We start from the raw sequence: 21,337 nt of genomic DNA, 5'->3' as shown, positions 1-21,337 counted from the left end.
GCCTGTCCGGCAAGGCCCAGCGCCACGGCAGCGCCGGTGCCCAGTACGACGCTGCGGCGGCCGGGATCGAGTGGCTCATGGTTCATGCGATGTCTCCGGGAAATACGGGGCTGTCCAGCGCCCAGGCTCCCGGCCCGGCCAGCGCGATGGCCAGCAGGACGAGGGTCCACATCAGGGGGTACTCGGCGCCGGCGCGCATCCAGAACCAGCCCTTGGGCACGGCCAGCAGCACGGTGAAGCCGATGAACGCCGCTGCGGCCAGCGCAGCGATGCGTGTCTGCCAGCCCAGCAGTACGGCCATTCCGGACAGCACCTGCAGCCCGGCCAGCAGCAATGGCAGAGGCGCCGCCGACGGCAGGCCGAAGCCACGCAGTTCGGCCGCGAAACCGCTCAGGCCAGGGCCACCGAACCAGCCGAACAGCTTGCCCAGCGCGTGGGGCAGCAGGAAGCCGCCCGCCGCCACGCGCAGGATCAGCAGCGCCAGGTCGAGCCCCGGATCCATGGTCAGTGCCCGCCTTCCTGGGCGCCGAACATGGTCTTGGCGTACTGGATGCCGATGCCGTAACCGCCCGCGTGATCACGGGCGATGCCGGTGGTCAGGCCATAGGTCTCGCCGCGCGCCCAGTCGCGCTGCAGCTCCAGCAGGTACTGCACGCTGGTCATCGGCACCGCACCGGCCTGCACCATGCGGGCGATCGCCCGCTCATGTGCTTCCACGCTGACATCGCCGCAGGCGTCGGTGATCACGTACACCTGGAAACCCTGCTCCAGCGCTGACAGCGCAGGCCCCACGATGCACACGCTGGTCCACAGCCCGGCCATCACCAGGCGACGCCTGCCGATGCGATTGATCTCATCGATCACCGGCTGGTCTTCCCAGGTGTTCATGGAGGTGCGATCGAACACCTTCTGCCCGGGGAAGATCACCGGCAGCTCCGGAAACATCGGGCCGGAGAACGAGGTCTCCGCGACCGTGGTCAGCACCACAGGCACATTGAAACCCTGCGCGCCCTTGCTGATCAGCGCGACATTGTTGCGCAGCGCCGAGATGTCGATCGTGTGGGTTGCAAATGCCATCTGCGACTGGAAATCGATCAGGACCAGTGCGTGATCGGTGGGCGATAGCAGGCCTTTGGCAGGAATTGCGGTAGCGAGGCTCATGGATGGACTCCGTTGCGAACAAGGGCAGGGGGAAGGGACAGGGCTGCATCTCCAGCCAGGTACTGGCCGGGGCTGCAGCCGGTCTCCGCGCGGAAGCTGCGGACGAAATGGCTCTGGTCGAAGAAGCCCAGCTGCTGCGCCAGGCAGGACATCGGCAGTTGCACGACGGGCAGCAGCTGGCGGGCACGCTCGATACGGCGGCGGCGCACGTAGCGCAGTGGGCTCGCGCCGGTTCCGGTGCGGAACAGCCGCACCAGATGGAAGCGGCTCACGCAGGCCGCGTCAGCCAGCTCGGTGACCCGCATCGGCTGTGACAGGTGTTCATCGATGTAATGCAGCGCACGCTGCAGAGCGGCAGCCTGCCGGGGCGGCAACGCCGCGACGGTCGGAACAGGGCGGGATACGGTAGCCATGGAGGGGTGCCACGACGGGGTGCCCCATGGTGCGGGGCGCCGGCACGATGCCCTACCCCCGACGGACGAGGGCAGCACCTACCCGAATGGGGGAGACCGTCGCTCCAGCACACGTCGTCCGAACAGCCGCGCGTCCAGCGAGTAGGCACCCGGCCCAAGTGCCAGCAGGGCCAACGGCAGCAACGCCAGGGCCCACGGCACCGACTGCCAGAACAGGCACGGCACGGCCAGCAGCGCCGACAGCGGCGTCAGCACCCCCAGCAGCAGCGACAGGGCGACCAGCAGGCAGGCAGCCGTCAGCCAGCCCGCGCTGGACGGGCGCACGCACAGCGCTGCGACCACGCACAGCCGCAGCCATAACAGGCCGGCGCCGGGACCGCGGTCAGGAAACATCACGAACAGGCGCTGCATGGAGAGTCTCTGTGGTCCATGCCGGCGTGATAGCCGAGTGCCGCGGCAGGCGCCTACCCCGTTCGGGTCACCCCGCCCTGCCCCGCACCTGCGAGAATGCGCTGCATGCATGGCTGCCCCTTCCCTTCCCTGCGTCGCCTGACGGCGTTGCTGATGTGCCTGCTGCTGTGCATCGCCCTGCCCGCCCACGCCGTGCAGCGCCCGGCAGTGAGCAGCGGGCTGCCCGGCTACGAGCACACCGCCTGGCGGGTGGGACAGGGCGCACCCGGCGATATCTGGGACATCGCCCAGGATCGCGACGGCCTGCTCTGGCTGGCCACCGGCTCCGGGCTGTACCGCTTCGACGGGCGTCGCTTCGAGCGGCAGCCCGCACCGCCCGGCAGCCGATTTCCCTCCACCAACATGGTCACCCTGGTGCCCGGCGATGGCGATGCGCTGTGGATCGGCTATTTCCAGGCGGGCATCAGCCAGTTCGCCAATGGCCAGCTGCGCAACTTCGGGCGCGAGGAAGGGGTTCCGGTCGGCGTGGTGCCGCGCTTCAGCCGCGACCAGCAGGGGCGCCGCTGGGCCGCCATCAACGGCGGGCTGCGCTGGTTCGACGGCAAGCGCTGGCGGCCGCCACCGGCCAGCGCAGGCCTGCCCGAGCGGCGCGTGCAGTGGGTCCTGCAGGACAGCCGCAATACCTTCTGGGTGCTGGCCGACCTGAAGATCTGGAAACGCGCGCCGGGTGCCGTCCGCTTCGAGGACACCGGCATCGCTGTCTCGCAGATGGCCACGTTGGTGGAGAGCCCGCTGGGCGAGGTGTGGCTGGCCGACCGCGTGCGCGGCACCTCGCCGCTGGCCAACGCGGAGGGTGTGCTGCCACAGCACGAGCGCGAAGCACGCCGCCTGCCGGAGCTGGTCGCTGCGCGGCTGCAGTTCACCGCTGATGGCGCGCTGTGGGCGACGATGAGCCCGCACGGTGGGGTCGCCAGGGTCACGTTCGATGGCAGGCGCGCCGTGCGCATGGAACGTTTCGATTCACCGGATGGCCTGACCGCAACGTCGGCCGTGCCGATCATGGCCGACCGCGAAGGCAATATCTGGGTCGGCACCAATCTCGGCCTCAACCGCTTCCGCGCGCGCAGCGTGAAAACGCTGTCGGCCGGTCCTGCCGATCCGTATCGCTCGCTGGTCCGTGCCAGCGATGGCCGCGTGTATGGCTACGGCGAGGATCTGGCACCTTATGACCTGCGCCGGGAGCTGCTCGACGGCAGTGGCGCGCAACTTAAAGCCGCTGCACGCGGCGCGCCGACGCCGATCTGGCAGTTCGACTGGGTCAATCTCGCGCGCACGCGTAACGGCCGGACCGCACGGATCGCACTGCCGGCGCCGTTCACCGGCCAGCCACTGCACGCGCTGCTGTTTCCCGATGACGAGCAGGCCTGGGTCTGTACCGGCGAGCGCGGCGTGCTGCATTACGCGCAGGGCCGTTGGCAGCGCGAACCGCGCCTGCCCGAGCAGGCCTGTTCCTCCCTGGCAATGGACGACAACGGCCAGCTGCTGCTGGGGTATGCCGATGGACGCCTGCGCCATCTGGGTGATAGCACGATCGAGACCTTCGGTGCCACGCAGGGGTTGTCAGTGGGGCCGGTGACTGCCCTGCTGCAGCAGCGCGATCTGTTGCTGGTCGCCGGCGAATCGGGCCTGGCCGCACGCCTGGGCGGCGGACGTTTCATGCCGGTACGCACCGACCTTGCGGGCGTGCTCGAAGGCATCACCGGCATGGTGGCCGATGCACAGGGCCGGCTCTGGCTCAACGGCAGCCGCGGCCTGGTGCGTCTGGACAGCGCGCATCTGCGGCACGCGCTGCGCGCCGGCCTGCCGGTGACGCCGCGCCTGTTCGATGCCGTGGACGGCATGCCGGGCGTCGCCCTGCAGAGCGGTCCGATCTCCACGGCGGTGCTGGCCGGTGACGGGCTGCTCTGGCTGGCCACCAACCAGGGCCTGGCATGGCTGGACACGACCCACGCGCACGTCAACAGCATGGCGCCGAGCGTCCGCATCGGCGATGTGCTGTACGGCAACGTGCACGAACCACTGCGTGACAATATGCGCCTGCCCGCTGGTACCACCCAGCTGCAGATCGACTACGTGGCCCTTTCACTGGCCCGGCCCGAACGCAACCGCTACCGCTATCGACTGTCGGGTGTCGACGAGGACTGGCAGGACGCCGGCAGCAGCACCCGCGCCTACTACACGAACCTGGCCCCCGGCAGCTACCGCTTCGAGGTGGAGGCCGCCAATGAAGACGGCATCTGGAGCCGGGTGCCGGCGCATCGCAGCTTCCGCATCGCACCGACCTTCATGCAGACCGTCTGGTTCAAGCTGCTGTGCGCGCTGCTGGTGCTGGTGGTGCTGGTGATGGCCGTACGGATCCGCAGCGGACAGCTGGCCGCGCTGTTCCGGGCCCGGCTGCAGGAGCGCAACGGCGAACGCGAGCGCATCGCCCGTGACCTGCATGACACGCTGCTGCAGGGCAGCCAGGGCCTGATCCTGCGCCTGCACGCGATCAGCCAGTCACCACAGACGCCGGAAACCGTGCGCAGCCAGCTGGAATCGGCGATGCAGCTGGCCGAACGCAATCTGGCCGAGGGCCGCGAACGGGTCAACGCGTTGCGCGACGGTCCCTTCGCGGGTCGTGATCTGGCCTCGGCCCTGGCCGATGTGCACGCCGAGTACGCCGGCCAGGGCACCAACCCACTGCGCCTGACCGTGGAAGGCACACCGCCCCGCCTGCAGCCGGATGCTGCCGAGGAGGTGTTCCTGATCGGCCGCGAGGCGATCCGCAATGCATTGCGGCATGCGCAGGCCAGCGCCATCGAGGTCGAGCTGTCCTACGGTGCCCGCTGCTTCCTGCTGCATGTCCGCGATGACGGCGTTGGCATTGCCGACGACCATGCCGGTGCCGGCCACTGGGGGCTGCAGGGCATGCGCGAGCGCGCGCAGCGGCTGGGCGCGGCGCTGAAGCTGTGGACGCGGCCCGGCCTGGGCACTGAAGTGGCGCTGTCGGTCCCCGCGCGCCGCCTCTATCACCGAAGGCCGTCGCGCTGGCGCTGGCCCTGGAGCAGACCTGACCATGACTGAGCTCTCCCCTCCCATCGGCGTGCTGGTGGTCGATGACCACCCGCTGCTGCGCGACGGCCTGGCGGCCCTGCTCGGCGCCCAGCCGGACCTGCGGCTGCTGGGCGAAGCTGCCGACGGTGAAGAAGCCATCGCGCAGTACCAGCATCTGCAACCGGACGTGGTGCTGATGGACCTGCAGATGCCCCGGCTGGACGGTGTCGAGGCCATCATGCGGATCCGCGCGCTCGACCCGCGTGCCCGCATCATCGTGCTGACCACCTACCGCGGCGACGTACGAGCGGTGCGCGCCCTGCAGGCCGGCGCCAGCGCCTATCTACTCAAGGACATGCTGCGCCATGAACTGATCGATACCATCCGCATGGTGGCCGGTGGTCGCCGTGCGCCTATTCCACCCGCGGTGGCCGCCAGCATCGCCGCGCACGTGGTGGAGGACCGGCTGTCGCCGCGCGAAACCGAGGTGCTGCGGCATGTTGCCGGCGGACTCTCGAACAAGCGCATCGGCGAACGCATGCAGATCTCGGAGCAGACGGTAAAAGCGCACATGAAGAGCCTGATGGACAAGCTGGGCGTCGGCGACCGCACCCATGCGGTCACCCAGGCCCTGCGCCGCGGCATCATCAGCCTGGACGACAGCGGCCACGATTGACGCGCGGCTGCGCGCGCAGCGCTCAGCGCAGGCGGATCAGCAGGCTGCCACCGGCACAGAGCGTCGCCAGCCATGCCACCCCATGCCACCCCCACTGCGCCAATGCCAGGCTGCCAAGTGCGCCTCCGGCCGCCATGCCGATGAACATGCCGGTGAACAGCACTGCATTGAGACGGCTGCGTGCGGCGGGCGCCAGGCCATACACCAGTGTCTGGTGGGCCACCAAAGCCGACTGGAAGCCGAAATCGAACAGCAGTGCGCTGGCCACCAGCAGCGGCAGCAGTGCCGCTGCGGGCAGCCACGATTCGGCGAGCAGCAGTGCAAAGCCAAGCAATGCCACCATGATCGCCAGGCGTGCCACTGCGGGGCTGCCCAGCCTGTCGGCGAAGCGACCGGCGAACGGCGCCGCCAGCGCGCCCGCCGCACCGGCAATACCGAAGGCGCCGGCGGCAGCACTGCCCAGTCCCAGACGCGCATGCAGCATCAGCGCCAGGGTTGACCAGAACGCGCTGAAACCCACCGCCAGCAACGACTGGCTCGCCACCGCCCGGCGCAGCTGCGGCTGCTCCCGCCACAGCGACAGCAACGAGCCCAGCAGCGCCGGATAGCGCAGGGTGCTGGTGGGTGCGAAGCGGGGCAGTGCACGCGCCATCACCCCCCCCATCGCCGCCACGGACACGGCCGCCAGCACGAACTGGGTGCGCCAGCCCCAGGCCTCGGCCACCATCCCGCTGACCACGCGCGACAGCAGGATGCCCAGCAGCAGACCGGTCATCACCCGTCCGACCACCTGCCCGCGTTGCGCATCCGGTGCCAGCGCCGCAGCGGCAGGCACGATGTCCTGGGCCAGCGTTGCCATCAACCCGACCAGCAGGCTGGCCATCAGCAGGCCCGGCAGGTGCCCCGCCCCGGCCGCTGCGGCAAGTGCAACCGACAGCAGCGCGGACTTCAGCAGGATCAGCGACCGGCGGTCGAAACGATCCCCCAAGGGCGCCAGCAGCAGGATGCCCAGCGCATAGCCGAGCTGGGTCAGGGTCGGCACCAGACCTGCCGCGCGCTCGCCCGCGGACAGGTCCTGGGCGATCAGTCCCAGCATCGGCTGGCTGTAATAGAGCGATGCCACCGAAAACCCGGCACCGGCCGCCATCGCCAGTACCAGGGAGGTGGAAGGAGCCACGACCGGCGGGGCGGTCACGGAAAGCGTGGGGGTGGACATCAGCAACTCCAGTCAGGGAACGGGAGGTAGCCTGCGCCTATTCGCCTCACGTCTGTAGTAGGATCAAATGAATACTTTTCATACATGGTGCGTATGATGGACATGGCCCCGGGCGCCGACCGGCTCGACCTGCTGCGCACCTTCCTGCGCATCGTCGACGCCGGCAGCCTGTCTGCCGCCGCCGCGCAGCTGGGTACCACCCAGCCCACCGTGAGCCGCCGCCTGCAGGCACTGGAACGGCAACTGGGCCTGCGACTGCTGCACCGGTCCACGCATGGTCTGCAGCTGACCGAGGAGGGCATGCGCTGCCAGCGGCACGCGCAGCGGGTGGTGGAAGAATGGGAAACGCTCCAGGCCGAACTGCAGGGACAACCCGACGTGCTGCGTGGGCGCCTGCGTGTGATGGTGCCGCATGCGTTTGGACAGGCACAGCTGCTGCCGACCATGCTCGCCTTCCTCGCCCGGCATCCACAGTTGAGCCTGGAGTGGATCCTCGAAGACCGGCGCCCGGACTTCATTGCCGAGGGCGTCGACTGTGCGGTGCGGGTCGGCCCGGTGGACGAGCCACGCATGGTCGCGCTGCCGCTGGCCGAAGTCCCACGCATCGTGGTCGCCGCGCCTTCGCTGGTCGATCCCGATGCGGTGACCACCGCTGCACAGGCGCAGGCAATGCCCTGGATCTCCCTCGTCACCTACTACCGCGAACGCCTGCTGCTGTACGACGCACGCGGGCGTCCGCACACACTGTCGATCACGCCGCGCCTGCTCAGTGACAACCTGTTCGTGGTCCAGCAGGCGGCGCGTGCGGGCCTGGGTGCGGCGGTGGTATCGGCCTGGCTGGTCGCCGAGGATCTGGCGCACGGCCGCCTGGTCCAGTTGTTGCCGGGCTGGGAAGCGCCGCCCCTGCCGGTCCATGTGGTGTTTCCTGTCGCGCGCCAGCAGCCGGCGCGGCTGCGCGCCTTCATCGATGCGATGAAGGCCGCCCTGCCGCAGCTGCATGGCATGCGGCCGACTCCCGGTCTCAGTTCAACCGCGCCTTGATCAACGGTCGCAGCAGGTAGTTCAGGACGCTGCGCTTGCCGGTCAGGATGTCCACATCCGCCACCATGCCGGGAATGATCGGCAGGGCCTCGCCGTGCCGCCGCAGCTGGCTGCCATCGGTGCGGATCAGCACCTGGTAGAACGATTCCTTGCCCCGCGGCGTATCCTCCTCGATGGTATCGGCACTGATCTGCTCGACGGTGCCGCTGAGTTCGCCGTAGATGGTGTAGTCATAGGCGGTGATCTTGACCTTGGCCGGCATGCCCGGCACCAGGAACGCGACGTCGCGCGGCTTGACGCGGGCTTCCACCAGCAGCCGTTCCTCCACCGGAATCACCTCCATGATCGGCTCGCCGGGAGGAATCACGCCACCGCGGGTATTGATCAGCACCGTGTTGACCCGCCCACGCACGGGCGACAGGATCTCGGTGCGCCGCAGCTGGTCCTGCCGCTGGTGAACGATCGGCTCCAGTGCGGACAACTCCGCCTTCAGCTTGGAGCGTTCGGTATAGGCTTCCTGGAAATAGGTGTTGCGCAACTCGCTGAGCTTGCCGGTCAACGTGGCGATTTCCTGGGTCAGCTTCAACTCTTCCATCTGGCTGACGGCGTTGCGCGCGACCAGCGGCCGCACGATCCGCAGCTGGTCGCGCGCGATCGACAGCTGCTGGCCGATGGCTGCCGAACTCTGCTGCAATGTCGCACGGCGGGACTGGTACAGCTCCCGCTCCGAACGTGCCAGCGCGCTCCCGGCCGGAATGTCGTCCGGGAACTCGATGGCACCTTTGCCCAGCACCTCCGCATCCAGTCGCGCGATTGCGGCCCGCAGCACCTGCGACTGGTTGGCCGATTCCTCGTAGTTGGTGCGGAAGTGGGTTTCCTCCAGCCGCACCAGCGGCTGGCCCACTTCGACCAGGTCTCCCTCCTTCACCAGCAGGCGATCGAGGATGCCGCCTTCCAGGCTCTGGATCTTCTGCATGCGGCTGTACGGCACCACCCTGCCCTCGCCACGGGTCACCTGGTCCAGCTGCGCAAGCGCGGCCCAGCCCACGGCGATGGCCACCGTCGCCAGCAGCACCCACAACAGCGGTCGGTACACGGGATGCGTGGACGCCAGCAGTGGATCCGCAAGCTCGCGCCGCAGTCGCTGCGAACGCTTCTGCCGCTCAACCATGATGTCCCCCTGCGACCGCGGTGATCGGCTGCACCTGGTTGCCCTGCACCACCTGCTCCAATGGGCCGTCCATGATGATCCTGCCGTTGCGCATCACCACGGCACGCTCGACGAGGGCCAGCATGCTGCGCTTGTGGGTGGTCAGTACCAGCGTGCGCTGGCCGAGCCAACGCTGCAGGAACTGGATGACATGGGTCTCGCTCTGCTGGTCGAAGGCGGCGGTGGGCTCATCCAGCAGCACGACAGGCGGATCCTGCAGGATCACCCGGGCCAGGCCGATGGCCTGGCGCTGGCCACCGGACAGGCTGCCGTTGCCCATCACCAGCTGGTCCAGCCCCAACGGATTGCCGCGCACGAAAGGCCCCATGCCCACCGCGTCCAGCGCCTCCAGCAGCTCCTCATCCCGCCAGGCGGCACCTTCCAGATTGAGGTTGTCGCGCAGGCTGCCATGGAACAACGCCACGTCCTGCGGCAGATAACCAATGTTCCGTGCGCGGTCACCGGGATCGATCTGTGCCAGCGCCACGTCGTCCAGCAACAGGCGTCCCTGCTGCGGCGTCACCAGTCCGGACAGCACGCGCAGCAGGCTGGACTTGCCCGCACCGTTGCCGCCCAGCAGCGCCACCCGCTGCCCACGTGCGATGGACAGCGCATGCACGTCGACCACCCACGGCCCTTCGCCCAGCGCCAGGCGGACATCGTGCAGCTGGTAGGCACCCTGCAGGCGCGGCCGGTGCACGAAGCGGGCACCCTGTGGGCGCTCCTGCTCGGCGCCCATCAACTGGTCCAGCCCCTCCATGGCGACGCGGGTGTGCTGCCAGCGCCCCAGCACCGCCGCAACCTGCGCCAGCGGCGCGATCGCCCGCGATGACAGGATCGAGCACGCCACCAGTGCGCCCACGGTCATCGCACCGTCATTGATGCGGTAGACACCGAAGGCGACCACACCCACATACGCAAGCTGCTGCACCACGGCCGCGCCATGGCTGAGGCTGGCGGTGAGCGTACTTGTCTTCAACGCCGTTCCCGCCAGCTGCGCCGTCAGGCTTTCCCAGTGCTTCAGGCTGCGGCCTTCGGCACGGGTGGCCTTCACTGATTCCAGGTGTTCAAAGGCCTCCAGCAGCACGCTGTTCTTCATCGCCCCTTCGCGCAGATTCTGCCGCGACAGCTCACCCAGCCGGCGCTGCGCGAGCACGCCCGGCAGCACCATCAGGACACAGGCCGCCACCGGCACCCAGACCACATGCCCACCGATCAGCGCGATCAGCAGCAGGAACACGAACACGAACGGCAGGTCGCTGAGCAGCGCAGCGGTGGACGAGGTGAAGAAATCACGCACGCCCTCAAACTCGCGCACCTGCGTACTGAATGCCCCCATCGACGCCGGCTTGGCGTTGATCCGGGTACCGAGCACGCGGGCGAACAGCAGCGTTCCCAGCTGCAGGTCCATGCGCTTGCCGAGCACATGCAGCAGCTGCCCGCGCAGGACGCGCATCACCCCTTCGATGATGACCGCCAGGGCAACGCCACTGGCCAGCACCCACAGCGTGTCGAACGCTGCCACCGGCACCACCCGGTCATAGACCTGCATGGCGAAGATCGCCGTCGCGATGGCCAGCAGGTTGGCCACGAATGCGGCGGCCCCCACCTCGACATAGGAGCGCCACAGCTGACGCAGGGGCCCGTAGAACCAGTGCTCGCCCCGGCCCGCAGCGAAATCGCCGACCCGGCCATCCGAGCGGAAGCGCGGTTTGGCGAACACTGCCGTACCACTGTACAGCGCCTGCAGTGCCTGCAGCGGCATGGCCTGTGTGCCACCCTCGGCCTGTGGCACCTCCACCTGCGCCTGGTCATCGCTGATCGCCGTCAACAACAGCGTGTTCCCATTGTTCAGCAGCAGCAGGACCGGCAGCAGATAGGCGTCGATGTCGGTCAGCTCGAAGGCCTCCACGCGCGCGTTCAGGTCCGCCCGCCGCAGCGCGCGTGGCACCCGCTGCAATGGCAGCCGCCCGTGCTCCAGAGCAATGCCGTCAACCAGCTCGGCAGCACCCAGTGGCCGGCCCAGCCGCTCGCACAGCAGCAACAGGCCATCCTGCAGCGGGTCGCGCGGCGTGTTGCCGCTGCCGGTGGTAGTCGATTCAATGCGCGGCGTCTGCATGCGTCCTCCCTCCAAGCAACTCACCCAGCTGCCCGATCTGGGCGGCAGCGCGATAATCGATACGGACCCGCTCCATGCGCAGAGTTGCCAGCTGGCGTTCGGCCTCCATCCGCTCGCGCTGCACGCTGAGCAGATCGATGATGTCGCGGCGTCCGACCTGGAACTGGTCGTGATACAGGCCGCCGACGTGCGTGGACTCCTCCACCTGTTGCTGCAGCGCCTGCTCACGCAGTACCAGCGCATCGGCGTTGTCGAACAAGGTGCGCATCTTGCGCCGCAGATCACGGCGGGTGGCGTCGGCACTCCACTGCGCCGCCTCCAGTCGCTGCCGGGCCGCCGCCGGCCGCTGGAAATTGCTGAAGCCGCGCAGGACATCCATGCGCAGGCGCAGCGAAACCACCGAATCGTTCTCCATCTGCCCGCCGATCTCGCGGCGCAGCGCCGATGCCTCCACGTTGAGCTGTGGCTTCAATGCCGCGCGCGATTCGGCCAGCTCCGCCTCGGCTGCCGCGGCATCCTCGCGCGATTCCCGCAGCAGCGGCGCGGCCTCGATTGCTGCATCCAGGCCGTCACGCTGCCACGCCCGCTGTCCGGCAGGCAGGTCCGGCGCCTGCAGCGGGCCAGGATCCCGGCCCAGCAGCAGGGCCAGCTGGTTGTTGGCATCGCGCAACGCGCCTTCCTCGAACGCCAGCTGGTCCTGGCCGCGCGCGAACTCCAGCTGCGCGCGATCCAGCTCGGTGCGGTCGGCGTAGCCGCTGCCGCTGCGGTCGCGGGCCATGCCGCGGACGCCCTCGATCCGCTGCAGGAAGTCACGCACGGCCACCACTCTTTCGCGGGCGACCAGCACGTCCAGGTAGGTCTCGATGATATCCAGCGCTGCGTCGTCCCGGGCGACCTCCAGCGCTGCCAGATAGCGGCGCTGGGTCGCACTGGCGGCCTCGACCTGGCTGCGCGTCCGGCCCCAGTCGAACAGCATCTGCGACAGCGTGACGTCGTACACCATCTCGGACATGTGTCCGGCCTGCGGTCCGCCAGAGACCTGCAGTGCGGGAAAGTAGCCCCCCCGTGCGATTTTCACGTCGGTGCCTGCCCGTTCCGCTTCGCTCAGCGCCGCACGCACCCGGGGATGGATCGCCAGTCCGGTCTGCACAGCCTGCTCCACACTCATCGCACTGGCCCCCGCCGGCAGGCCGCACAGCAGGAGGAGCGCGAACGCTCCTCCTGCCCACCGCCTTCGGCTCCGCCGTTGCGGCATCAGGCCACCACCTGCACCGAGTTGTCCTCCACCAGCAGCGTGGTGCTGCCAAAGGTGTACACGTCGTAGGTCACACCATTGATCAACTGGGTGGTTCCGGTGTTGACCGCACCGATGACGTTCAGCACATCGTTGCTCTCGCCGGTGATCTGCAGCGTGTCGTTGCCATCGGTGATCGCCGCCACTTCCGCCGCCGTGAGGGTGAGCACGCTGCCCGAATCTCCCGTGCCCAGATCGATGCGCTCGATGTTGCTGAGCGTGCCCACACCGGCCGAGTTGTAGTCCAGGTCGATGCCATTGGCCAGGATCAGGGTGTCGAATCCAGCCCCTCCATCGATGCTGACGAAGTTGGTGGCGGTGATCTGGATCGCGTCGTCGCCGTTGCCGGCGACCACGTGATCGCCGCTGCCGACGTTGAAGATCAGATCGCTGCCATCGCCGCCGTTGATGTGCTCGGAACTGCCGTTGGCGCCGGACAGTACGTCATTCCCGGATGTACCGTTGACATCGATCTGACCGATGTTCAACGACAGGCCGTTCGGACTCAGCGTGACGCCGTAGGCAGCGCTGTCGTTGCCGTTGGAATCGGTAGATACCAGATTGAAGGATATCTGCGACCCAAGGTTGAGGATATCGGTGATGTTCAACCCGAGCTGGCTGAGGATGGTCGGACTGAGCAGGTTCAGCGAGAAGTTGCCGGAGGAATCGGCCTGGATCGGCAGCAGCTCGACGTTCAGCGCGGGCGTGATCACCCGGATCACAACGCTCGAATCCGGCTCGGTGGTGCCACTGAAGCCAAAGCGCGGACTGAGAGGATTGAGGCTGACGTCCACCCCGAAGTTGCCGATGGTGACCGGCTGTTCGATGCTGGTGCCGATGCCGATGCTGGCCACGTTGCTCGGATTGCCAGCCGGATCACTGCCCACGACCGACACCTGTGCGTTGAGCAGCTGGTCCCAGGTGAAGTCGATATCCAGATCGGTGAGCAGGTTCAGCGACGCCAGGCCACTGTTGTCGGCGGTGACCGTCGCCGTGGCCGTCACACCTCCTACCGTCAGCGTGACCGTCAATTCGGTGCCGGGTTCGGCGGAAATGGTCAGCAGATTGCCGACCAGCGACAGCACCGGGGTTGCGGGTGGAACCGTATCGATGGTGAAGGCTTCCGGCGCCGATGCGGTGCCACCGGCGACTTCGGCGGTGATGGTCGATGCGCCTTCCGGGAACGGCCCCATGCCAGCGGGCGGCGTCAAGGTCACGGTCACCGAACCGGCCGCGATGTCCGCAGCGGTCAGGGTGTGGCTGACATCGGCCTCGTAGCCGTTCTGGCCCGCGAACCTGACGGTGATGACCTGCCCGACCTGCATCGTCGGGCGAACGGTCACGTCGACCTGGATGCCGTCGCCGATTTCCGCAGCATTGATCCACGTGTCGGCGGCCTCCGGCACGCTGATGTCCGGTGGCGCAAGATCGGGGGCATTGATCGTCGCCGGACCGCTGGTATTGCCCGCCAGATCGATCGCGACCGCAGAGATCAGCTCGCCGGCAATCAACGGTGGTGCGAACGGCAGGCTGAAGTTGCCGCTGCCATCCACATTGACGGTGATCGGATTCGCGGTGTCTCCATTGACCACAATCCGGACCTGGCTGTTGGGCTCGGCCGTGCCGCTCAGCAGCGTACCGTCAGCACTCACGCTGAGCAGCGGCGCCGGCGGCGCCACGGCGTCCACCGTGGTGGTGGCCGGGCCGCTGTTGTTGCCCGCCGCATCCTGGGCCACCGCGTTGATCACGGTGCCATCGGGCAGCGGCGCTCCAGGAGTGAAGCTCCAGTTGCCGCTGCCATCGGCGGTGGTTTCGCCGATGGGATCGCCGTTGCCATCGGTCAGGATCACTGTTGCACCGGCTTCAGCGGTGCCAGTGATGACGCTGCCGTTGCTCGGATCGATCACCGGGGCCGGCGGCGCCACCGCATCCACCGTGGTGGTGGCCGGGCCGCTGCTATTGCCTGCGGGATCCTGTGCCACCGCGTTGATCACGGTGCCGTCGGGCAGCGGCGCTCCAGGGGTGAAGCTCCAGTTGCCACTGCCATCGGCGATAGCTTGCCCGATCGGATCGCCATTGCCATCGGTGAGGATCACCGTGGCGCCGGCTTCAGCCGTACCGCTGATGACGCTGCCATTGCTCGGATCGATCACCGGGGCCGGCGGCGCCACCGCATCCACCGTGGTGGTGACCGGGCCGCTGTTGTTGCCGGCCGCATCCTGCGCGATGGCATTGATCACGGTGCCGTCGGGCAGCGGCGTAGCCGGGGTGAAGCTCCAGTTGCCACTGCCATCGGCGATGGCTTCGCCGATGGGATCACCGTTGCCGTCGGTCAGGATCACCTTCACGCCGGGCTCGACGGTGCCGGTGATCACCGTGCCGTTGCTGGCATCGAGCGTCGGCGCCGAGGGCGCGACCGCATCGACGGTCGTGCTGACCGGGCTGCTGTTGTTGCCGGCCGCGTCGCGCGCCAGTGCATTGATGACGGTGCCATCGGGCAGAGGCGTGCCGGGCGTGAACGACCAGTTGCCACTGCCATCGGCGATGGTCTGCCCAATCGGAATACCGTTGCCGTCAGTGAGGATCACTGTCGCACCGGCTTCGGCGGTGCCGCTGATGACGCTGCCATTGCTCGCGTCGATCGTCGGTGCCGGCGGCGCGACCGAATCGACCGTGGTACTGGCCGGGCCGCTGCCGTTGCCCGCCGCATCCTGTGCCACCGCAGTGATCACCGTGCCATTCGGCAACGGTGTAGCCGGCGTGTAGCTCCAGTTGCCGGCGCCATCGGCGGTGGTCTGGCCGATCGGGTTGCCGCTGCCATCGGTCAGGATCACTGTGGCACCGGCTTCGGCTGTACCGCTCACCACACTGCCGTTGCTCGGGTCGAGCACCGGCGCCGGCGGCGCCACCGTATCCACGGTGGTCGTGGCCGGGCCACTCGCGTTGCCTGCCGCATCCTGGGCCACCGCCGTGATCACGGTGCCATCGGGCAGCGGCGTGGCGGGCGTGAACGACCAGTTGCCACTGCCATCGGCGGTGGTCTGCCCGATCGGATCGCCATTGCCATCGGTCAGGACCACCGTCGCGCCGGCTTCGGCGGTACCGCTGATCACCGCACCGTTGCTGGCGTTGATCACCGGTGCCGGCGGCGCCACCGCATCGACGGTGGTACTGGCGGGGCCGCTGCTGTTGCCGGCCGGGTCCGTCGCGATGGCGTTGACCACCGTGCCATCGGGCAATGGCGTGGCCGGAGTGAAGCTCCAGTTGCCACTGCCATCGGCCGTGGTCTGCCCGATCGGGTTGCCGCTGCCATCGGTGAGGATCACCGTGGCACCCGCTTCTGCCGTACCGCTTACCACACTGCCGTTGCTCGGGTCGATCACCGGCGCCGGCGGTGCCACCGCGTCCACCGTGGTGCTTGCCGGGCCACTGGTGTTGCCCGCCGCATCCTGGGCGACCGCGGTGATCACCGTGCCGTCCGGCAGCGCCGTGGCGGGGGTGAAGCTCCAGTTGCCGCTGCCATCGGCCGTGGTCTGCCCGATCGGGTTGCCGTTGCCATCGGTGAGAATCACTATCGCACCGGCTTCGGCGGTGCCGCTGATCACCACGCCGTTGCTGGCGTTGATGATCGGTGCCGACGGTGCCAGCGCATCCACGGTGATGCTGGCCGGGCCACTGCTGTTGCCGGCCGGGTCCGTCGCGATGGCGTTGACCACCGTGCCGTCGGGCAATGGCGTGGCCGGGGTGAAGCTCCAGTTGCCGCTGCCATCGGCCGTGGTCTGCCCGATCGGAGTGCCGCTGCCGTCGGTCAGCACGATGACCGCATTGGCTTCCGCAGTGCCACTGATCTCGACCCCATTGCTGGGATCGATCACGGGCGCCGGCGGCGCAACGCCATCGATGGTGATGGCCGCCGGCGCACTGTCGACACCCGAAGGACTGCGCGCGATCACGTTGACCACGGTCCCATCGGGCAGCGGTACGCCCGGGGTGAACGACCAGTTGCCACTGCCGTCAGCCGTGACCTGGCCGATCGGGTTGCCGCTGGCATCGGTGATGATGACCGTATTGCCCGGATCTGCAGTACCGCTGATCACCGAGCCGTTGCTGGGATCGATCAGCGGAATCGAGGGCAGCGAGCTGTCGACGGTGGTGCTTGCCGGTGCGCTGGTGTTGCCTGCGGCATCGGTCGCGGTGACGTTGACCACCGTGCCATCGGGCAGCGGCGTGGCGGGGCTGAAGCTCCAGTTGCCACTGCCATCGACAGTGGCCTGCCCGATCGGATTGCCGTTGCCGTCGGTCAGCGTCACGGTGCTGTTCGGTTCGGCGGTGCCGGTGAGGACGTTGCCATTGCTGGCATTGACGACCGGCGTTGGCGGCGCCACCGCATCGACCGTGGTGCTGCCCTGCGGGCCGGTGTTGCCGGCCGCGTCCTGCGCGACCGCGTTGACCACCGTCCCGTCAGGCAGTGCCGTGGCCGGGGTGAAGCTCCAGTTGCCGCTGCCATCGGCCGTGGTCTGTCCGATCGGGTTGCCGTTGCCATCGGTGAGGATCACCGTGGCGCCGGCCTCGGCGGTGCCGGTGATCGTCGTGCCATTGCTCGGTTCGAGCACGGGGGCCGGCGGCGGCAGCGCATCGACGGTGATGGCCGCCTGGGGACCGGTATTGCCGGTGGCATCGGTGGCGGTCGCCACGATCACCGTCCCGTCCGGCAGCGGCGTGCCGGGAGTGAAGCTCCAGTTGCCACTGCCGTCGGCGGTGACCTGGCCAATCGGATTGCCGCTGCCGTCGGTCAGGATGACCGTGCTGCCAGCTTCGGCAGTACCACTGACGGTGGTGCCGTTGCTGGGATCGATGACCGGCGCCGGCGGCGCACTGGCATCGACAGGGACGGTGGACGGCGGACTGGTATTGCCTGCCGCGTCCACCGCCACGGCCGTGACGACGGTGCCATCGGGCAGCGGGGTGGCCGGCGTGTAGCTCCAGTTGCCGCTGCCATCGACGGTGACCTCCGCGATCAGACCACCGTTGCCATCAGTGAGGATGATCGTGCTGTTGGGCTCGGCGGTACCGCTGACCGTGTTGCCGTTGCTGGGATTCAGCACCGGCGTCGCCGGTGGCAGCGCGTCCACGGTGATGCTGGTCGCGCCGCTGGTATTGCCAGAGGCATCGGTGGCGGTCGCGCTGACGACGCTGCCATCGGGCAGCGGCGTAGCGAGCGGGAACGACCAGTTGCCGTTGCTGTCGACCGGGGCCTGACCGAAGGGATTACCGCTGCCATCGATCAACGTGACGACACTGCCCGGCTCGGCCGTGCCAGTGAGCGTGATGCCATTGCTCGGGTTGACCACGGGTGCGGCAGGTGCGACGGCATCGACCGTGATCGACGAAGGCGCACTGGTGTTGCCGGTGGCATCGGTGGCCGTGGCGTTGATCACGGTGCCATCAGGAAGCGGCGTCGCCGGAGTGAAGGTCCAGTCGCCAAAGCCATCGGCGGTGACCTGCGCAATGAGATTGCCATTGCCGTCGGTGAGCGTCACCGTGCTTCCCGGCTCGGCGGTGCCTACGATCAGGGTGCCATTGCTGACGTCGAGCACGGGCGCCGACGGCGCCTGCGAGTCGATGGTGACGCTGCTGCCGACGCTGGCGTTGCCGGAGCCATCCACTGCCACGGCGTTGACCACCGTCCCGTTGGGCAGCGGCGTGGCGGGCGTGTAGATCCAGTTGCCGCTTCCATCCACCGTTACGCTGGCAATCGGATCACCATTGCCATCGGTGAGGATCACCCTGCTGCCAGGCTCGGCGGTGCCAGCGACTGCGCTGCCGTTGCTCAGGTTCAGCACAGGCGCGGCCGGTGGCACCGCATCCACCGTGGTGCCGCCCTGCCCGCCGGTGTTGCCTGCTGCGTCGGTGGCGGTGGCATTGATCACGGTACCGTCCGGCAGTGGCGTGGCCGGGGTGAAGCTCCAGTTGCCGTTGCCGTCAGTGGTGGTCTGGCCTATCGGAGTGCCGCTGCCGTCAGTCAGCGTCACGGTACTGCCGGGCTCGGCGGTACCGCTGATGCTCGTGCCGTTGCTGGGGAGCACGACCGGGGCGGCGGGTGCGACCGCATCAACGATGATGCTGGCGCCGGGGCCGGTGTTGCCGGTGGCGTCCGTGGCACTGGCGTTGACCACGGTGCCGTTCGGAAGCGGTGTGGCCGGGGTGAAGCTCCAGTCACCGTTGCCGTCGGCGGTGACCTGCCCGATCGGATTACCGTTGCCATCGGTCAAGGTGACCGTGCTGCCGGGCTCGGCGGTTCCGCTGAGCGTGGTGCCGTTGCTGGCCTCGAGTATGGGCGCGGCAGGCGGCTGCGAATCCACGGTGACCGTTGCCGGCGGGCTGCTGTTGCCTGAGGCATCCTGGGCAACCACCGTGACCACCGTGCCATCGGGCAGCGGCGTGCCGGGGGTATAGCTCCAGTTGCCGCTGCCATCGACGGCGACTTCCGCAATCGGATTGCCGTTGCCGTCGGTCAGCACCACCGTGCTTCCGGGCTCGGCGGTGCCCGTGAGCGTGCCGCCATTGCTGGGCTCCACGGTAGGCGTGGACGGCGCGACCGCATCGACCGTGATGCTTCCCTGGCCGCTGGTGTTGCCGGCCGGATCGGTTGCGGTGGCATTCACCACCGTGCCGTCCGGCAACGGCGTGCCCGGGGTGAAACTCCAGTGGCCATCGCCATCGGCGGTGACCTGGCCGATCGGGTTGCCATTGCCGTCGGTGAGGGTCACCGTGCTGCCGGCCTCGGCGGTACCGCTGATCGTCGTGCCGTTGCTTGGATCGATGACCGGTGCGGCAGGCGCAACGCCATCGATGGTGATCGACGTGGCGGGGCTGGTATTGCCGGCCGCATTCTGGGCCACGGCAGTGACCACGGTTCCATCAGCAAGCGCCGCAGGCGGCGTGAAGCTCCAGTTGCCGCTCGCATCCGCTACCGTCTGGCCGATCGGATTGCCATCGCCATCCGTAAGCAGGATGGTCAGGCCCGCGCCCGCCGTTCCGGAAATCACACTGCCATTGCTGGCATTCACCAGCGGCGCGTCGGGATAGTCGGGCGCCTGCACCGTGACCGGCGGACTGCTGTTGCCGGCCGGATCGGTCACTACCACGCTGATCGTCTCGCCTTGGGTCAGCGGTGGATCCAGTGGCACCGTGAACTGGCCGTCGCCGCCGATCACCACGGTGGCATCGGGCTGGCCATCGCCATCGGTATCCACGCCCACCGTTGCTCCCGGCTCACCGCTGCCGCTGATGCTGCTGCCGTCGTCAGCCACCACCACGTTGCTGGCCGCTGCAGGCGGTGTCGTATCGGGGGCCGTCGCCTGCCCCGGTCCGCTCACGTTGCCGGCGGCATCGACCAGCGTCACGCTGACGCTCTCGCCGTTGGTCAACGGCGGCGACAGGGTGACACTGAATCGCCCATCGGCACCCACCGTTCCGGTCGCATCAGGCTGCCCGTCACCATTGGTATCGACGCGCACCGTGGCACCGACTTCACCGCTGCCGGTAAGCGTCCGGCCGTCTGCACTGAATGCCAGCCCAGTGGGTGCGGCCGGCGGCGTGGTGTCGGGTACCGGGGGATTCTGCGGTGGATTCGCCGATCCGCCACCACCACCGCCGCCGCTGTCGGCCAACGCCACCGCTGCGCCGACCGCGGCCAGCCCGCCCAGCACCATCGCGCCGCTGATGCCACTGCCCGCGCCCGCGCCCGCTGCGGTCAGCGAGTCGAACCCAGCCAGCGTCTCCTGCGGCAGATAGCTCGCCGCCAACGGCCCATCGCTGGCCACCGCCGGCAGATCGACGGCCACGAGCTTCTTGTCATCCACCAGGAACAGATGGCTGGGCGATTGTCCTTCAGCATAGAAGTTGACGATGCGGACGTTCTCGCCGGTCTTCAGCTGCACCACGAGATCCTGGCCGTCCTTCACGTAGCCGGCGACCTGGTCTGGATCGATGTCCAGTGCGACGTTGCTGCTCTGCTGCAGCGTCACGACATCATTGCGGACGGTGGTGGCGGCGGTATCGGAGCTGATCGATTCGCTTGCCGGGACAACCTTGACGCGGATGGCCATGGGACATTCCTCTCTACAGGCGCACCGCCATGCGCACAACGACGTCACGCACAGCGATCACGCTGGCACGGCGGCACGGAATGGATATGTTTTCGCGCGAAGCCACCGCCAACGGGCAAATCGCCTGCTGTCGGATACGTGCTTCGGATTCTTCAGGCGACCGGATGCAGCGATGCGACGCGCCCGGTCGTGGTGCGATGCAGCGCTACAGCGTGGGCGCGAGATGCAGATGCATGAACGACAATCCTCTTGTCTGGAATCGCCGACGCGCGTTCAGCGACGCGGTCAGGGCCGTCGGACGTCGGCCATTGCTCCCCGTCCGGTGCGGGAGGGTATACACCGCGTTGAAGTGAACGTTCCATGCAGATCGCGTGCATGCGGCCTTCATCGCGCAGGTCGTTAAAAGCTCTGTGACGCAGTTGGCACGTCATTACGCTGGAACACCCGTTTTCAGGGGGAAAAAATGCGATCCCAATTGACGCTTCAGGCTCGTTTTGCGCAGCGCAAAACGAACGAAGGAACGGTCGGGAGTGCCCGCAGCAACGCGTGGCGACTCCCCCGTTCCCCTCATCACTACGACGATGACTGC

At 68.2% G+C, this 21,337-nt stretch carries 12 protein-coding genes; 3 read left to right on the top strand and 9 right to left on the bottom strand.

Annotation, left to right across the window (positions count from 1 at the left end; genetic code table 11):
* Positions 1–82: 82 nt before the first annotated feature.
* The 4 genes from ACVOJ1_RS06730 to ACVOJ1_RS06715 form a co-directional block, all read right to left on the bottom strand.
* Positions 83–502 carry a DoxX family protein gene (locus ACVOJ1_RS06730; protein WP_065182957.1) on the bottom strand — a complete coding sequence of 140 codons (420 nt, stop codon included), beginning with the start codon at positions 500–502 and terminating at the stop codon, positions 83–85.
* A gap of 2 nt (positions 503–504) precedes the next feature.
* Positions 505–1,161, bottom strand: a complete 657-nt coding sequence (locus ACVOJ1_RS06725; protein WP_065175260.1) for a hydrolase — start codon at positions 1,159–1,161, stop codon at positions 505–507.
* Positions 1,158–1,574: a helix-turn-helix transcriptional regulator gene (locus ACVOJ1_RS06720; RefSeq protein ID WP_065175261.1), complete on the bottom strand. Its 417-nt coding sequence runs from the start codon at positions 1,572–1,574 to the stop codon at positions 1,158–1,160. The genes ACVOJ1_RS06725 and ACVOJ1_RS06720 overlap by 4 nt, the downstream gene beginning before the upstream one ends.
* A 78-nt stretch (positions 1,575–1,652) precedes the next feature.
* Complete coding sequence (locus ACVOJ1_RS06715; RefSeq protein WP_346480181.1) at positions 1,653–1,985, bottom strand: hypothetical protein; 333 nt, start codon at positions 1,983–1,985, stop codon at positions 1,653–1,655.
* Between the two features lie 96 nt (positions 1,986–2,081).
* Here ACVOJ1_RS06715 and ACVOJ1_RS06710 point away from each other — a divergent pair, with 96 nt between their 5' ends.
* Both ACVOJ1_RS06710 and ACVOJ1_RS06705 read left to right on the top strand, forming a co-directional pair.
* Positions 2,082–5,111 carry a sensor histidine kinase gene (locus ACVOJ1_RS06710; RefSeq protein WP_346480180.1) on the top strand — a complete coding sequence of 1,010 codons (3,030 nt, stop codon included), beginning with the start codon at positions 2,082–2,084 and terminating at the stop codon, positions 5,109–5,111.
* Positions 5,104–5,757 (top strand): response regulator, encoded by a 654-nt coding sequence (locus tag ACVOJ1_RS06705; RefSeq protein WP_065175264.1) that lies wholly within the window; start codon positions 5,104–5,106, stop codon positions 5,755–5,757. Before ACVOJ1_RS06710 ends, ACVOJ1_RS06705 begins: the two co-directional genes overlap by 8 nt.
* 22 nt (positions 5,758–5,779) lie before the next feature.
* Here the strand turns inward: ACVOJ1_RS06705 and ACVOJ1_RS06700 are convergent, their stop codons facing one another.
* Positions 5,780–6,973 carry an MFS transporter gene (locus ACVOJ1_RS06700; RefSeq protein ID WP_193395914.1) on the bottom strand — a complete coding sequence of 398 codons (1,194 nt, stop codon included), beginning with the start codon at positions 6,971–6,973 and terminating at the stop codon, positions 5,780–5,782.
* Between the two features lie 93 nt (positions 6,974–7,066).
* Here ACVOJ1_RS06700 and ACVOJ1_RS06695 point away from each other — a divergent pair, with 93 nt between their 5' ends.
* Entirely contained in the window at positions 7,067–8,014 is a 948-nt protein-coding gene (locus tag ACVOJ1_RS06695; protein WP_346480249.1) for a LysR family transcriptional regulator, read from the top strand.
* On the opposite strand, the gene ACVOJ1_RS06690 is transcribed toward ACVOJ1_RS06695, so the two are convergent.
* From ACVOJ1_RS06690 to ACVOJ1_RS06675, 4 genes are read right to left on the bottom strand one after another with little or no spacing between them, the layout of a single operon-like run.
* A complete protein-coding gene (locus tag ACVOJ1_RS06690; protein ID WP_005414746.1) occupies positions 7,995–9,185 on the bottom strand; it encodes a beta-barrel domain-containing protein in 1,191 nt (396 codons plus the stop codon). The genes ACVOJ1_RS06695 and ACVOJ1_RS06690 overlap by 20 nt on opposite strands.
* Positions 9,178–11,343 carry a type I secretion system permease/ATPase gene (locus ACVOJ1_RS06685; RefSeq protein ID WP_262100521.1) on the bottom strand — a complete coding sequence of 722 codons (2,166 nt, stop codon included), beginning with the start codon at positions 11,341–11,343 and terminating at the stop codon, positions 9,178–9,180. The genes ACVOJ1_RS06690 and ACVOJ1_RS06685 overlap by 8 nt, the downstream gene beginning before the upstream one ends.
* Positions 11,324–12,598: a TolC family protein gene (locus tag ACVOJ1_RS06680; RefSeq protein WP_065175268.1), complete on the bottom strand. Its 1,275-nt coding sequence runs from the start codon at positions 12,596–12,598 to the stop codon at positions 11,324–11,326. The genes ACVOJ1_RS06685 and ACVOJ1_RS06680 overlap by 20 nt, the downstream gene beginning before the upstream one ends.
* Complete coding sequence (locus ACVOJ1_RS06675) at positions 12,598–20,748, bottom strand: Ig-like domain-containing protein (protein WP_346480179.1); 8,151 nt, start codon at positions 20,746–20,748, stop codon at positions 12,598–12,600. The genes ACVOJ1_RS06680 and ACVOJ1_RS06675 overlap by 1 nt, the downstream gene beginning before the upstream one ends.
* Positions 20,749–21,337: the final 589 nt, after the last annotated feature.

Source organism: Stenotrophomonas sp. STEN225 (assembly GCF_056756445.1).
This window is presented reverse-complemented; position numbering and strand designations above follow the sequence as displayed.

Excerpts from the sequence above, each read along its gene's own strand:
- ACVOJ1_RS06685 (WP_262100521.1), bottom strand. The coding sequence starts at position 11,343 with ATGCAGACGCCGCGCATTGAATCGACTACCACCGGCAGCGGCAACACG.
- ACVOJ1_RS06675 (WP_346480179.1), bottom strand. The coding sequence starts at position 20,748 with ATGGCCATCCGCGTCAAGGTTGTCCCGGCAAGCGAATCGATCAGCTCC.
- ACVOJ1_RS06720 (WP_065175261.1), bottom strand. The coding sequence starts at position 1,574 with ATGGCTACCGTATCCCGCCCTGTTCCGACCGTCGCGGCGTTGCCGCCC.
- ACVOJ1_RS06680 (WP_065175268.1), bottom strand. The coding sequence starts at position 12,598 with ATGCCGCAACGGCGGAGCCGAAGGCGGTGGGCAGGAGGAGCGTTCGCG.
- ACVOJ1_RS06710 (WP_346480180.1), top strand. The coding sequence starts at position 2,082 with ATGCGCTGCATGCATGGCTGCCCCTTCCCTTCCCTGCGTCGCCTGACG.
- ACVOJ1_RS06730 (WP_065182957.1), bottom strand. The coding sequence starts at position 502 with ATGGATCCGGGGCTCGACCTGGCGCTGCTGATCCTGCGCGTGGCGGCG.
- ACVOJ1_RS06700 (WP_193395914.1), bottom strand. The coding sequence starts at position 6,973 with ATGTCCACCCCCACGCTTTCCGTGACCGCCCCGCCGGTCGTGGCTCCT.
- ACVOJ1_RS06705 (WP_065175264.1), top strand. The coding sequence starts at position 5,104 with ATGACTGAGCTCTCCCCTCCCATCGGCGTGCTGGTGGTCGATGACCAC.
- ACVOJ1_RS06690 (WP_005414746.1), bottom strand. The coding sequence starts at position 9,185 with ATGGTTGAGCGGCAGAAGCGTTCGCAGCGACTGCGGCGCGAGCTTGCG.
- ACVOJ1_RS06695 (WP_346480249.1), top strand. The coding sequence starts at position 7,067 with ATGATGGACATGGCCCCGGGCGCCGACCGGCTCGACCTGCTGCGCACC.
- ACVOJ1_RS06715 (WP_346480181.1), bottom strand. The coding sequence starts at position 1,985 with ATGCAGCGCCTGTTCGTGATGTTTCCTGACCGCGGTCCCGGCGCCGGC.
- ACVOJ1_RS06725 (WP_065175260.1), bottom strand. The coding sequence starts at position 1,161 with ATGAGCCTCGCTACCGCAATTCCTGCCAAAGGCCTGCTATCGCCCACC.